12 protein-coding genes are annotated in these 13,413 nt (G+C 40.1%); 7 read left to right on the forward strand and 5 right to left on the reverse strand.

Features of this window, described 5'->3' with window-relative positions:
- Positions 1 to 117 precede the first annotated feature (117 nt).
- Positions 118 to 681: an energy transducer TonB gene (locus tag ACKLNX_RS14010; RefSeq protein ID WP_412972828.1), complete on the reverse strand. Its 564-nt coding sequence runs from the start codon at positions 679 to 681 to the stop codon at positions 118 to 120.
- A gap of 327 nt (positions 682 to 1,008) precedes the next feature.
- On the opposite strand from ACKLNX_RS14010, the gene ACKLNX_RS14015 reads away from it, so the two are divergent.
- From ACKLNX_RS14015 to lysS, 3 genes are all read left to right on the forward strand, one after another.
- Positions 1,009 to 1,581: an NADPH-dependent FMN reductase gene (locus ACKLNX_RS14015; protein ID WP_412972829.1), complete on the forward strand. Its 573-nt coding sequence runs from the start codon at positions 1,009 to 1,011 to the stop codon at positions 1,579 to 1,581.
- A 147-nt stretch (positions 1,582 to 1,728) separates the two neighbouring features.
- Positions 1,729 to 2,827 (forward strand): peptide chain release factor 2 gene (prfB, locus tag ACKLNX_RS14020; RefSeq protein ID WP_412972830.1). Its coding sequence is split into 2 segments (ribosomal slippage): positions 1,729 to 1,803 and positions 1,805 to 2,827, totalling 1,098 coding nucleotides; the frame shifts between segments, so codons are not numbered across the junction.
- A gap of 26 nt (positions 2,828 to 2,853) precedes the next feature.
- Entirely contained in the window at positions 2,854 to 4,395 is a 1,542-nt protein-coding gene (gene lysS / locus ACKLNX_RS14025) for a lysine--tRNA ligase (protein ID WP_411694101.1), read from the forward strand.
- A 213-nt stretch (positions 4,396 to 4,608) separates the two neighbouring features.
- Here the strand turns inward: lysS and ACKLNX_RS14030 are convergent, their stop codons facing one another.
- The 3 genes from ACKLNX_RS14030 to ACKLNX_RS14040 are packed head-to-tail and all read right to left on the reverse strand — an operon-like array spanning position 4,609 to position 6,871.
- Positions 4,609 to 5,583: a ketopantoate reductase family protein gene (locus tag ACKLNX_RS14030; protein WP_412972831.1), complete on the reverse strand. Its 975-nt coding sequence runs from the start codon at positions 5,581 to 5,583 to the stop codon at positions 4,609 to 4,611.
- Positions 5,565 to 6,296 carry a pseudouridine synthase gene (locus ACKLNX_RS14035; protein WP_412972832.1) on the reverse strand — a complete coding sequence of 244 codons (732 nt, stop codon included), beginning with the start codon at positions 6,294 to 6,296 and terminating at the stop codon, positions 5,565 to 5,567. Before ACKLNX_RS14035 ends, ACKLNX_RS14030 begins: the two co-directional genes overlap by 19 nt.
- A gap of 8 nt (positions 6,297 to 6,304) precedes the next feature.
- Positions 6,305 to 6,871, reverse strand: coding sequence for an Hpt domain-containing protein (locus ACKLNX_RS14040; RefSeq protein ID WP_412972833.1), 567 nt, complete (start codon positions 6,869 to 6,871; stop codon positions 6,305 to 6,307).
- A 235-nt stretch (positions 6,872 to 7,106) separates the two neighbouring features.
- Here ACKLNX_RS14040 and ACKLNX_RS14045 point away from each other — a divergent pair, with 235 nt between their 5' ends.
- The 4 genes from ACKLNX_RS14045 to ACKLNX_RS14060 all read left to right on the forward strand — a co-directional run bounded on the left by ACKLNX_RS14045 (position 7,107) and on the right by ACKLNX_RS14060 (position 12,754).
- Positions 7,107 to 9,959: a M16 family metallopeptidase gene (locus tag ACKLNX_RS14045; RefSeq protein WP_412972834.1), complete on the forward strand. Its 2,853-nt coding sequence runs from the start codon at positions 7,107 to 7,109 to the stop codon at positions 9,957 to 9,959.
- 113 nt (positions 9,960 to 10,072) lie between these two features.
- Entirely contained in the window at positions 10,073 to 11,650 is a 1,578-nt protein-coding gene (gene gshA, locus ACKLNX_RS14050; protein ID WP_412972835.1) for a glutamate--cysteine ligase, read from the forward strand.
- A 198-nt stretch (positions 11,651 to 11,848) separates the two neighbouring features.
- Positions 11,849 to 12,490 (forward strand): hypothetical protein, encoded by a 642-nt coding sequence (locus ACKLNX_RS14055; protein WP_412972836.1) that lies wholly within the window; start codon positions 11,849 to 11,851, stop codon positions 12,488 to 12,490.
- A 144-nt stretch (positions 12,491 to 12,634) separates the two neighbouring features.
- A complete protein-coding gene (locus ACKLNX_RS14060; RefSeq protein WP_412972971.1) occupies positions 12,635 to 12,754 on the forward strand; it encodes a DUF3149 domain-containing protein in 120 nt (39 codons plus the stop codon).
- Positions 12,755 to 12,756: 2 nt separating this feature from the next.
- Here ACKLNX_RS14060 and smrB read toward each other — a convergent pair whose 3' ends face one another.
- Positions 12,757 to 13,344, reverse strand: coding sequence for an endonuclease SmrB (smrB, locus tag ACKLNX_RS14065; protein ID WP_412972837.1), 588 nt, complete (start codon positions 13,342 to 13,344; stop codon positions 12,757 to 12,759).
- Positions 13,345 to 13,413 lie beyond the last annotated feature (69 nt).

Consider the following 13,413-nt stretch of genomic DNA (forward strand, 5'->3'; position numbering starts at 1 on the left):
TTTTGTCTTAAAGAAAAGTAAGGTTTAAGCTAAAAAGTATCTCTGAGCAACAAAGTGCTAATTGAATTGACCCTCGAATGTTTGACTGAACTTTCGGGGGTTTTTGTTTTAACTGTCTTAATCAACTAAGCGATAGGTAGAATTTAAACTTGTTCCTTTGCTCGTTAGTCCGCTGGTTCTCTTGTCACTAGCGATAACAGCAATCACATCATCACCATTGCAAACGTTTTGAGTGACAGAAGCACAATCTTTACGTTTGTTAGTACAAAATTGAAAGCGTGTTTGAGTTTCAATTTCTTTATCAGTTATCGATGTTTTAATAGACTCAAAATTCCAACTTTTTACTGCTTTATGAGCTTCTCGTGCAAAACTTTTATGACTTGCTGCTACAACGTTTATGTTGCTGATTTGGTTTTCAGGACTTAACGTATATTTGACGGTCGCACACCCTGATATTTTCCTAGTTGAAGCCTCAGAAGGGTATCTTGCCGTTGATCTGTCGATGCTTTGCCACGTGCTCGCTGAAAGCGAAACGAATTCTCGGGAAGTTTTTATAGGTTTATCGGCATTTGTGGATGTACTAATAGATTCAGCAGCACTTGATGATTGTATTACCGAGAACTGTGTCACGGTGACTAATGCGGCAATTCCAATTGCTTTGACAAATAAATTGTTTTTCATAACACTGTCCTTAGAAGAAACATCACATTCCATTATTGATGTGGCTTAAATATAGAGGTCGAATTTTATACTGTCAACCTCTTTAGTGCCTTATATCTGGTACGACAAGTGCGCTGCATCTCACCTCAGCCAATCCCATCCCAAGCCATTTTCGCTTTGTGTTTAACTAGTTCTATTAGATTGCTAAACTAAGCAAGTGAGCTAAAAGAGTTTGAGCTTTTTATTCAATAGAAGAGTAACAAGAAACAAATCAAGGTATCTCTCAGTCAAGCGCCATAAGCCAAAACGCTAAGAGTGCCGCAACAATTATTAAATTAAGGGAACAATATGCAAAAAATACTCGCATTTGCCGGCAGTGGTCGCAAACATTCATACAATTTCAGTATCGCTAAATGTGCTGCACAAGGTGCACAGATTGAGGGAGTAGAAGTGACTGTTATCGATATGTCAGAGTTTGATATGCCCATTTTCAATGAAGATTTAGAAGCAGAGGTAGGACTGCCAGAAAATGCGAAAAAGTTTAAGCAATTACTCATGTCCCATGACGGATTTCTAATTGGCAATCCGGAATATAACAGCGGCTATAGTGCGCTAATAAAAAATGCTATTGATTGGGCTTCAAGAATGGAAGAGGGCGAAAAACCGCTACAAGCATTCAAAGGTAAATACGCGGCACTTATTGCAGCTTCACCAGGGGCTTTAGGCGGAATTAGAGGCTTAGTTCCTTTACGCATGTTATTGGGCAATATTGGAATGAACGTGCTCCCAAATCAGGTAGCAATTGGTGGCATCGATAAGCTTGTCGATGAGCAACACAATGTTTCTGATGAAAAGACACAAAAGAAACTACATAACTTAGGTCGAAGTCTTGCCGAAGCCGTCTTACAAGCTGCTAAATAGCCTAATTTAAGAGTTAAACAAGCTTGCTAATAGCTTAGAGAATAAAAATCTATATTTTCTGGCTATTTGCAGGCCTTACCATCTATTAAAATCATCATAAATTCTGTAATATTCACGCTCTTAAATTTTTACTTATAATATTGGCATATGTTCGAAATTAATCCCATCCAAACCGCTATTGCAGACGTTCGTCAAAGAACTGAATCGCTTCGGGGGTACCTTTGACCTCGATGTTAAAACCGAGCGTTTAGAAGAAGTATCGAGAGAGCTTGAAAATCCTGATATTTGGAATAATCCTGAACAGGCACAAGCTTTAGGCAAAGAAAAAGTGATGTTGGAAGAAATTGTGTTAACTATTCAAAAGTTAACGCAAGGTACAGATGATGTTGAAGGTTTACTCGAACTAGCGGTCGAGGCTGAAGATGAAGAAACCTTGAATGATGCTCAAGCCGAGTTAGATGAGCTGATTGCTGATCTTGAAAAACTTGAGTTCAGAAGAATGTTTTCAGGGCCTAATGATGCCAACGACAGCTATATCGATATTCAGTCCGGATCTGGCGGCACTGAAGCGCAAGATTGGGCGAACATACTTCTTCGCATGTACTTGCGTTGGGGTGAAGCTCATGGTTTTAAAACAGAGCTAATTGAAGTCTCAGAAGGTGATGTCGCCGGAATTAAGAGTGCGACAATTCGTTTTGGTGGTGAGTATGCATTTGGTTGGTTACGAACTGAAACTGGTGTTCATCGTTTAGTTCGAAAATCACCTTTCGATTCTGGAAGTCGCAGACATACTTCGTTTGCATCGGCATTTGTATATCCAGAAGTAAGTGATGATATTGAAATAGAGATAAACCCAGCTGACATTCGAATTGATACCTATCGCGCTTCAGGCGCCGGTGGCCAGCACGTCAACCGAACAGACTCAGCGGTTCGTATAACGCATTTACCCACAAATATTGTGGTGCAATGTCAAAATGATCGTTCGCAACACAAAAACAAAGATCAGGCATTTAAGCAATTAAAAGCCAAATTATATGAATACGAATTACAGAAACAGAATGCCGAGAAACAAGCTATGGAAGATGGTAAATCGGATATAGGTTGGGGAAGTCAAATTCGTTCATACGTGCTAGATGATTCTCGTATTAAAGATTTGCGAACCGGTGTTGAAACACGAAATACACAAGCCGTTTTAGATGGCGACTTAGATAAATTCATTGAAGCCAGCTTGAAGTCTGGCCTTTAGAAACGAAGCAATATACAGGACTACACATGAGTGACCATCAGCAAGACGAAAATAAATTGATTGCAGAGCGTCGTGGTAAGTTAGCGCAAATACGCGAAAACTGCCCTTCAAATGGCTTTCCAAATCAATTCAACCGTGAGCATTACGCCCAAGATTTGCAGGCGACTTTTGGTGAAAAAGACAAAGAGACACTCGCGAACGAAGCTAACAAGGTTAGTATTGCCGGTCGAATTATGGCAAAACGTGGTCCATTCATGTTGCTTCAGGATATGACAGGACAAATACAGTCATATGCTTCAAAAGATGCACAGAAAGACATTAAAGAAAAATACGGCACACTGGATATCGGCGATATCATTGGTGTGACAGGTGATCTGCACAAGTCAGGTAAAGGTGACCTATATGTTGATATGGCTGAGTATCAGTTATTAACAAAAGCCTTGCGCCCTTTACCTGAGAAATTTCATGGTTTAGCGGATCAGGAAACAAAGTATCGCCAGCGTTACGTCGACTTAATCACGAACCCTGACACGCGCAATACTTTCAAAATTCGTAGCCAAATTGTGAACGGTATTCGTAGTTTTCTGACTGAGCGTCATTTTATGGAAGTTGAAACTCCAATGTTGCAAGTGATTCCAGGCGGCGCAACAGCCAAGCCGTTTACAACGCACCACAATGCACTCGATATCGATATGTACTTGCGAATCGCACCGGAGCTTTACTTGAAACGCCTTGTTGTAGGTGGTTTCGAGCGAGTATTTGAAATTAATCGTAACTTCCGAAATGAAGGTTTGTCGACGCGTCACAACCCTGAATTCACTATGCTAGAGTTTTACCAAGCTTATGCGGATTATAATGACTTGATGAACCTAACAGAGGAAATGTTGCGTTACTTAGCCAATACGGTAATGGGCACGTCAATTATCACGAATACAGTTAAAAATGCTGAAGGCGAAGTTGTTGAAACTAAAGAGTACGATTTTGCTAAGCCTTTCCAACGTCTGAGCATGGGCGATGCCGTTCTTAAATACTGGCCTGAAGCGAACGCAACAGCGATAAATGATCCTGAAAACCATTTACCAGAAATGAAAGCTATGGCAAAACAGCTACATATTAAAGAGCCTGAAGTTGATGGCATATGGGGAGCGGGCAAGTATCTTTGTGAGATATTCGAAGCGACTGCTGAAGAGCAATTAGATCAACCTACTTTTATCACCCAATATCCTTGGGAAGTGTCGCCTCTAGCGCGTCGTAATGATAAAAACCCATTCGTGACAGATCGATTCGAGTTTTTCGTAGGTGGCAGAGAGCTAGCTAATGGTTTCTCGGAGCTAAATGATTCTGAAGACCAAGCAAGTCGCTTCAAGAAGCAAGTCGAAGAAAAAGACGCGGGTGACGATGAAGCAATGCACTTCGATGATGATTACATCACAGCATTGGAATACGGTTTACCGCCAACGGCTGGTGAAGGCATTGGTATCGATCGCTTGGTTATGTTGTTTACCGACAGCCCAACGATAAAGGACGTAATTTTATTCCCGCATATGAAGCCTCAATCACAAGAATAAGTGCAAGAGCAAATACGAGGGTAGAAGTAAAAGCGCAATTAAAATACCAATTGAAAGAGCCATCACGAAGCTCACTAAAGAAAATTGGTAGTTAAATTAGAAAGCCCGATATTGAATTATATCGGGCTTTTTTGTGATTATTGAGTTTGCCGTTTCTGTCGCATTGAAGGCTGTGTTGCAGTTATTTATTCTTTCTAAAGACTTAAGTCGTAATTATTTTGCAGTACTTATTTGAGTATAAAGTTGACGAATAAAGTCCATTTTCATACCCGTTTCTTCTCCTTTCTGAAGTAAAAAACCCAGTATTCCTTCAACTTCGGTTTCGCGACCATGATGGAAATCTTGATGCATGGACGAGTAGTTTAATTTAGTGAGTTGTATCACATTATCTATATGTGCTGATAAGGCATGATTATCTATCGGTAAGTTCATAAATTCGTAAAGATCGAATACTTCGTCTTTTACTTTTTTGACCTCTTCAGGGTAATTTTCTAATTCACCGTTTTTGCAGTTTTTCAACGCAGTTAGTGGGTTTATCACGGCATTTACTGCTAGTTTTTGATAAAGAGCGAAAACAATGTCCTCGCGCCAGTGAAAGTTAGGGTGTAGTTTTTTCACATAGTCTATATTCAAATCGGGTGTTATTAGATGTGCTTCATCGGTATTTGCAAAGCCCATTTCAAGTTGACCGATTGCAGTTTGAACAAACGAATTTGCTGATGTTTTATAAACACCATCAGTCGTTGTTGCTGCAAGCAAAAAGTTGTTCGGTAGGTACTTTTCTGCTAATTCAATGCCGCCCATACCATTATGCAAGAGCATTACGCTTGTGTGATTCGGTAAAATAGGAGCAATCGTTTTCATGACACTTTCTAGCTGATAGTGTTTAACCGGTATGACGATGAGATCTAATTTTGAAAGCGTGTTTTCATTGATGAAACATTGTTTACACTTTAAGGTTTGTGTTTCACCATTTTCCGTATGTATGGTAAGTGTTTGAGAGGGATCGTAGTGATCTCTAATCAGCAGTTCAGTTTCAATATTTTCGGCGTTTTGTATACTTTTCACATTCTGTATGCCTTGCACATTCTGCATACCTTGCACATTTTGAAGATGATAGGCTAAGTTAACGCCAATAGCCCCTCTACCAATTATGCCTATGCGTTTTATCACGTTGCAGTCGGCCATTGCATTAACCAAGGGAGTGGTTGTTTTGCGAGAAATGCATGGATATGACCAATGAGTGCACCACTTTTTGGTAAACATGATATCTCAAAAGGCTCATTCTGGTAATGAAACTTCATGGCATAGCTATGTAGATACATGCGATCTGATTCACTACCTTTATAGCGCTTATCGCCGACGATGGGTGAGCCAAGAGATCTCAGTGCGACTCTGATTTGATGTGTTTTTCCCGTTAGTGGTTTAAGCAAACATATGCGCATAGCTGGTGGAAGCAAATGCTTATCGCGACTGTTATCATTGCTTATAGAAGTAGCGTTTTTAGCGCTTTCAACTTGCAACGAGAAACTGAAGAATTGCGTAATCGCTGGGTTTTCTTGACCTGTCGTTAATTTCCAATCGCCATTTCGTACTTTTTTCATATCTCCCTTGATCATGCCTTGTTTCTTTTTAGGTTTATGATCAATTAAAGCAATATAGTATTTTTGAATCGTTTTCGCTGCAAACTGTTGTGATAAGTTGGAAGCAGCTTGTTGGTTTTTTGCTAAAAGTAGACAGCCGGATGTATCAGTGTCAAGTCTATGAATTAACCAAAGTTTTTCGCAATTAAACTGAGATTCAGCAATCGGTATAATCGCCTTTTCAGAATCATGCATAGGCATTCCGATAGGCTTGTTTACCACCATAAAGTTTTGGTTTTCCATCACAAGTTCAAGCATCAGTGTGCTTAATTAGGTATCTTCTTAAGGACGTCAATTGCTTTGGGGTATTGCAGCTCTTCTATTAGTTGAATTAAATCAAGGGCAGCTGCTTCTTCAATACCCAAGCCTGCAATTAAGTTTGTTAAAGTTTCATCGTCAATGAACTCGTTTTTATCTAAACGATTAATTAGTTCAGTTTTGCTCTGCTCACGAGAGTGAGTGGATTCTGATAAATTTGCTTGGCTAGTATCTTTCAAATCTTTATTGCGTATTTCAGTGCAAGTATCCGTAACTAAACGACTAAACTCATCTGCGATGGTTTGATTAGTTTCGCTAACTCTTAACAAGGCATCAAAACGAGTTGAGCAATCGTACAGTGCTTGAAGCCCTAAATTGCCTGATATGCCCTTTACAGTATGCACCTTCATTTTCGCATTATGGAAATCATTATCTTCGATTAATGCCATTACTTCGTTCGAAACATCAGCGAATTCCGAAACAAATCTACCCAGCATTTTACTCAAAAGTGCCTCGTTGCCGCCTAGCTGATTTAGCGCGAAGTCATAATTAAGAATGGGCAAATTAGTTGACATATTTAGGTCCAGTATTTAGTGAATGGCTATACATGATGCAATGAGGTAATGCATAATACGATATTGTGTTGGTTTTTATAAACCTACATACAATATATTGCTTATACAACAAAAATACTAGTCTACATTGAGGCCAATTATTGCCCTAATATTCACTGAGCTTGAATTAAGCAGACTAGCATTACCAAGGTGTAAGGATTACACCGACTAAAACAATAATTTAAATAGGCGAAACATGATTAAAAATTTTGGAAGAAAAGCGTTGCTAGGTGCATTTGCCGCTTCAGCGATCGTGCTAGGTGGTTGCGAAACGATCAGCACCGACAATGTGGCAACGGCTAAAAATAAAGATACCGACAATTTATCGGGCTCGATAATCAAATATGAAAAATATGAGCTAGATAATGGTCTAACCGTGATTTTGCACGAAGACCAATCGGATCCTTTGGTAGAAGTTAACATCACCTATCATGTTGGCTCTGCTCGCGAGGAGTTAGGACGCTCTGGTTTTGCTCACTTTTTCGAACATATGATGTTTCAGGGTTCTGAAAACGTAGACGATGAAGAACACTTCAAAATAGTCACCGAAGCTGGTGGAACCATGAATGGTTCGACGAATAGTGACATCACTAACTATTACCAAACTGTGCCGGTGAATCAGCTAGAAAAAATCCTTTGGTTAGAATCAGATCGAATGGGATTTTTACTAGACGCCGTGACACAAGAAAAATTTGAAAATCAACGAGAAACCGTCAAAAACGAGCGTGGTCAGCGAGTTGACAATCAACCGTACGGCTTACGTTTTGAACGCACTGGGGAAGCTCTCTATCCTGTAGGTCACCCTTATTCATGGTCAACAATTGGCTATGTTGAAGATTTAGATCGCGTAAACGTAAATGACCTAAAGAAATTCTTCCAAAAATGGTATGGCCCAAATAATGCGGTGTTAACCATTGGTGGGGCAATTGACAAAGCACAAACTAAAGCTTGGATTGAAAAATATTTTGGAAGCATTCCTCGCGGTCCAGAAGTAAAGAAAGCGCCTAAAGCGCCTGCGACTTTAGATGAGACGCGTTATATTACTTTAGAAGATAAAGTGCATTTGCCATTGCTGCAAATCACTATGCCCACTGTTTATGCGCAACATCCAGACGAAGCAGCTTTGGACGTATTAGCAAATATTCTCGGCGGTGGAAAAACCTCTTTGTTGTATAAAAATATGGTGCAAAATGGCTTAGCTTTACAGGCGTTTGCTGGCCACCCTTGTCGTGAACTTGCGTGTGAATTTCAATTACTAGCATTGGTTAACCCACAGAAAGTACAAAGCTTAAAGCAAATGCAAACCATCATTGATGAGACACTAGCCGAATTTGAAACTCGTGGTGTCCAAGATGATGATTTACAGCGCACTAAAGCTGGTATCGAGAGTAGCACTATTTTCGGTTTGCAAAGTGTCGCAGGTAAAGTTCGTCAATTAGCCAGTGGTGAAATTTTCTATAATGAACCAGACGGCATACAGGCTGACATCGAACGTTATAATTCAGTTACAAAAGCTGATGTCATGCGCGTCTACAATCAGTATGTTAAAAACAAACCTGCCGTGGTTTTGAGCATTGTGCCAAAAGGCAAAGCTGAGCTTGCGGTCGCCGAACAAAACTTCTCATTACCAGAACGTAAGTTCGAGGAAAGCACGGCTTCTGTTGATGATATCAAACAAGCAGATATAAAAGATGATTTCGACCGCAGTGTTCAGCCTACAGCGGGTGTTAACCCTATCGTAGGCATTCCAGATTATTGGAAGCATTCCTTCGAAAACGGAATTGACATACTTGGCGTGGACACCGACGAGACACCTACCGTTTTTATCAATATAGCGATGGAAGGTGGTGTACTGCTAGATTCTGTTGAAAAACCAGGTGTTGCTACAATGACAGCACAAATGATGAATGAAAGTACCGCACTTTCTAGCAATGTGGAAATGGCGAATCGTCTAGCATTGTTAGGTAGTAGCATAAGCTTCCGCTCATCGGGTCGCTATACAAATATCTATTTATCCTCACTGACTAAAAACCTTGATGAAACCCTAGTGCTTTTAAAAGAAAAACTATTTTCACCCGGTTTCAAAGAAGATGATTTTGCGCGCTTGAAACAGAACACCTTACAAGGTTTACAGCAGGCACTGAAAAACCCATCAACTTTGGCCAGTCGAGCGAGAGATATCGTACTTTATGGTGAAGACAGTATCTTAGGTATGCCAAGTGGTGGCACGACCGAGAGCGTGCAGGCAATTACCCTCGATGATCTGAAGGCTTATTATGATAGCTACTATCGTCCAAACTTTGTCGATATGGTAATTGTTGGTGACTTGCCTAAACAGCAAGCTGTAGCAGCAGTATCACTGTTATCTGCTTGGGAAGGCAAAGACTACAACTTACCTAAATTCGGTGAATTTGAAAATGCAGCAAAAGGTAAGATATACCTTGTCGATAATCCAGGCGGCGTTCAGTCCGTTATTTCAATTTTAAAGCATGCCTTGGTGTTTGATGCTGAGGGTGAATATTTTAAAGCTGGTTTAATGAACTTCCCATTGGGTGGCATGTTTAATAGTCGTATCAACTTGAACTTGCGTGAAGATAAAGGCTATACCTATGGTGCTCGAAGTGGTTTCAGTGGCGGTAAAGTAACCGGCACATTCAGCGCAGGTGCTGATGTTGCAGGACAACATACCGTAGCCAGTATTCAAGAGTTCTTGAAGGAAATGGATACCTTTCGTGAGTCAGGAATGACGCAAGATGAGCTTGAGCTAATGAAGAAAGCTTACACGCAACGTGATGCCTTAAGCTCAGAAACGCCAACTAGGAAAGCTGGTATTCTTATTAGAATGTTGGGTTATGACTTAGATAAGGAATATCGAGAGCGTCAGAAAGAAATTATCAACAACGCAACTGTTGAAGAGCTTAATGCTTTGGCTAAGAAGTGGTTAGATACTGACTCAATGGATATCATCGTGGTTGGTGACGCTGCAACTTTGCGAGAAAAACTCGAAGTGCTAGATAGAGAAATTGTAGATTTAGAAGTGCCAAAGTAGGTAAATCTTTGGTGTGATTTTATAATTTACACACTATACTAGTGACATACGAAATAAACACCCTTGTAGAGAGTATCTACAAGGGTTTTTTAAATCAGTAATGGAATAATAATTTGGCTAATCACTCGCTTAACTTTTCAAATCGCCTCGCAGCACTTTCTCAAACTAAGTTTCAAACGGCCTTGCCGGATATCAAACACGGTATCGAGAGAGAAGCGCTCAGAGTTAATCCAACTGGCGGTTTAGCCTACACGAAGCATCCGGAAGCACTCGGCTCAACCTTAACTCACGATTCTATTACTACTGATTTTTCTGAAAGTTTAATGGAATTTATTACGCCGCCTGAAAAACAACCTAGAACGACACTGGCACAACTTGCTGATATTCATAAGTTTGTTTATGAAAATATCGGAGAAGAGCGCTTGTGGCCAATGAGTATGCCTTGTTTCGTCAGTAAAGAAACAGCCATACCCATCGCACGATACGGCAGCAGCAATGTAGCGAAGATGAAAGAAGTGTACAGAAAGGGCTTACATAATCGTTATGGCAGCATGATGCAGGCGATTGCTGGCGTACATTTTAATTTTTCGTTTTCAGATGAGTTTTGGCAAGCTTGGTGTGACTTACATGAAGTAGAGAACAGCATTGATAATCGCTCTACTTTTCACTTCGATTTAATAAGAAACTTCCGTTCACTTGCATGGCTCATTCCATATCTGTATGGTGCTTCACCTGCACTTTGTAGTTCGTTTTTAGCCGGCAAAGAGAATAAATTCCCGTTTCAGCGCTTGGGTAAAGGCACTTTATATCTCCCTTATGCCACGTCTTTGAGAATGAGTGATTTAGGCTATACCAACTCTGAGCAATCTTCATTAAACATTTGTTATAACGACTTAAATTCATATGTAAGAACGGTTCGAGAGGCGATCAACACGCCTTCGGAACAGTATGCTGCATTTCCTTCGAATGACGAAGATGGTTGGGAGCAACTGAATAGCAATGTTCTGCAAATTGAAAACGAACTTTATTCTCCAATTCGACCAAAACAAGTCGCTAAGTCTATGGAGAAACCAAGTGATGCTCTCGAAAGTAGAGGCGTGAGTTACATTGAGGTGCGCGCTTTAGACGTCAATCCTTTCTCACCTTTAGGAATAGACGAAAACCAGTTCTATTTCTTGGATGTGTTTTTGTTGCATTGTTTATTGAAAGAGTCGCCTAACTTTACACAAGTTGCATACGATGAAAGTGAGCAGAACCTTGATTTAGTTGTTATTGAAGGTCGCAAACCCGGCTTAATGTTAAGCCATGATGGTGAGTCTATATCGCTACAGCAGTGGTCGACTGAGTTATTTAAGGAATTCAGTGAGGTTGCCAAAACTCTCGACGAAGCCAACGCAAACACAAAATATACTGCGGCAGTGGAGCGTGAGTTTGAAAAGGTGAAAGATCCAAATCAAACACCATCAGCGAAGTGGCTAAACACCTTGTTAGAGCATGATATTGATAACAGTACAATGGGGCTAGAGTTAGCGTTGGAATATAAAAAGTACGCTTCAGGCTTAAACTACCTTCATTTAACAGAGGAAATGTTCCATCAGCAGGCGAAAGAGTCTATTGAGTCTCGTGTTAAAATTGAACAAGCTGACACGAAAGCGTTTTCGGAGTTTATTAAAGATTATTTTGCGCGATAAAATGTATTTTTATTCATTATCGCTTCTGCTTACAGAATAAAATTGAGCGGCAATATATAAGATTAAGGGTAGGAGGAATGACACTGCTTACTATTCACAAGGCAAAAAAAAACCCGAATATTCAATAAGAAATTCGGGCTAATAGGGATTTAACAGGGAAACATGTTAATTCGTATATGTTAGTAAGAGTGGGTTGTTATGCAAAAGTTCAATTTTTTTAAAATCAAATTTTCATATTCGATTTTTATCGCATTAATTCTCGCATTATTAGGTGGTTGCGTGACCCAACCACCCAAAGAAAAAGAAAACCTTTGTGATATTTTCTACGAAAAACGAGATTGGTTTGACGCCGCCGCAGATATGCGTGAAAAATGGGGCGTACCTATTCATGTGCCTATGGCTATGATGTATCAAGAGAGCTCCTTCCGTCATGATGCCTTGCCTCCTAGAGATTATATTTTGTTCGGCTTAATACCTTGGGGACGAGTCAGTTCCGCGTATGGTTATTCGCAAGCAAAAACGATGACTTGGGATGATTACAAGCGAGAAACCGGGCAAATGTTTGCGAGTCGAGAGGATTTTGATGATGCCATCGATTTTATGGGTTGGTTCATTTCAAAAACGCATAAAATAAACAAGGTATCAAAGTGGGATGCTAACGCTCAGTACCTAAATTATCATGAAGGTTGGGGCGGTTATAAGCGCAAGTCATACCGAAAAAAGTCTTGGTTAATAGGGGTGGCGAGTAAAGTGGGAGAGCGCTCGAAGCGTTATTCAGCTCAGCTAAAAACCTGCGAATCTGATTTAGATAAAAACTGGTTCATGCGCCTAATTTCTTGAAACATTGATCTGGCGCAAACATTCCATTTAACTTAATATCTGCCGTATCTAATTATTGATCTCGATCATATGTGAGTTATCAAAAATCTTCTACGCTTACCTCATAGACAAAAACACAATTTAATGAGGTGAATTATGTTATCCATGATTTTCGGCGATGCAGTCGTCTGGGGTTCTCTATTAGGCATATTAATAATGCTAATTATGAGTGCTTATTTTACTTATATGTTTATTCACAATAGTGATCCTGACGAGCACAAATAAGCTTAATCGTATTTGTTGTGTTCTTCATTTTGTTTGATAAGAACAAGTAGGGCGCTTTTACCGCCCCATTCCATGGTGGCTTGGTGAAATCCTAGTACATAAGGATGTTGAATAAGCCAACTGGGTACTTTACGTTTCAAGGTGCCTGTGCCAATACCGTGCATTATGCAGACGCAAGTGTAATGTTTGCGATGAGCTTCGTATAATAATGCCGCAATTTCACTTTTTGCGGCTTCTGCGTTGAGTCCATGCAAGTCTAGCAACAGCTCTGGTGCTATTTCACCTTTCTTAAGTTGCTTCACTCTATCACTACGTTCACCTTCTGCGACGTACTTTAAAGGTCCGCCAGCGCTAAAGCTGGCTTCAAAGCCATCGGAAAACTCAAACAAGGCATTCGCCTTTTTCTCAACAGCCGTATTTGAATGCTGTCTTTGTTTCAATTTGCGTATGCGATCGGCATGGCTTAACTCGTGACGATCGTGCTTTACTGGCTTTACACCGTCAAATAATGAGCTAAAAGAAATATCATCCTGCAGTTCTTCACTGTTGGATAATTTTCCTTTCGATAAAATTGAAGTTTTTTTCTTCATAAGTGCAGATAACAAGCGAATTTGATTGAATTTTTGCGTATTATATCAGGATTGATTCTATATTGAGTC

Source organism: Glaciecola sp. MF2-115, from assembly GCF_047250385.1.
GTDB lineage: Bacteria > Pseudomonadota > Gammaproteobacteria > Enterobacterales > Alteromonadaceae > Glaciecola.

What these genes read in the sequence shown, in the direction of transcription:
- ACKLNX_RS14015 (WP_412972829.1), top strand. Translation starts at nt 1,009, where the DNA reads ATGCAAAAAATACTCGCATTTGCCGGCAGTGGTCGCAAACATTCATAC.
- ACKLNX_RS14055 (WP_412972836.1), top strand. Translation starts at nt 11,849, where the DNA reads ATGCAAAAGTTCAATTTTTTTAAAATCAAATTTTCATATTCGATTTTT.
- ACKLNX_RS14040 (WP_412972833.1), bottom strand. Translation starts at nt 6,871, where the DNA reads ATGTCAACTAATTTGCCCATTCTTAATTATGACTTCGCGCTAAATCAG.
- ACKLNX_RS14035 (WP_412972832.1), bottom strand. Translation starts at nt 6,296, where the DNA reads ATGCTTGAACTTGTGATGGAAAACCAAAACTTTATGGTGGTAAACAAG.
- ACKLNX_RS14060 (WP_412972971.1), top strand. Translation starts at nt 12,635, where the DNA reads ATGATTTTCGGCGATGCAGTCGTCTGGGGTTCTCTATTAGGCATATTA.
- ACKLNX_RS14030 (WP_412972831.1), bottom strand. Translation starts at nt 5,583, where the DNA reads ATGGCCGACTGCAACGTGATAAAACGCATAGGCATAATTGGTAGAGGG.
- ACKLNX_RS14045 (WP_412972834.1), top strand. Translation starts at nt 7,107, where the DNA reads ATGATTAAAAATTTTGGAAGAAAAGCGTTGCTAGGTGCATTTGCCGCT.
- smrB (WP_412972837.1), bottom strand. Translation starts at nt 13,344, where the DNA reads ATGAAGAAAAAAACTTCAATTTTATCGAAAGGAAAATTATCCAACAGT.
- lysS (WP_411694101.1), top strand. Translation starts at nt 2,854, where the DNA reads ATGAGTGACCATCAGCAAGACGAAAATAAATTGATTGCAGAGCGTCGT.
- ACKLNX_RS14010 (WP_412972828.1), bottom strand. Translation starts at nt 681, where the DNA reads ATGAAAAACAATTTATTTGTCAAAGCAATTGGAATTGCCGCATTAGTC.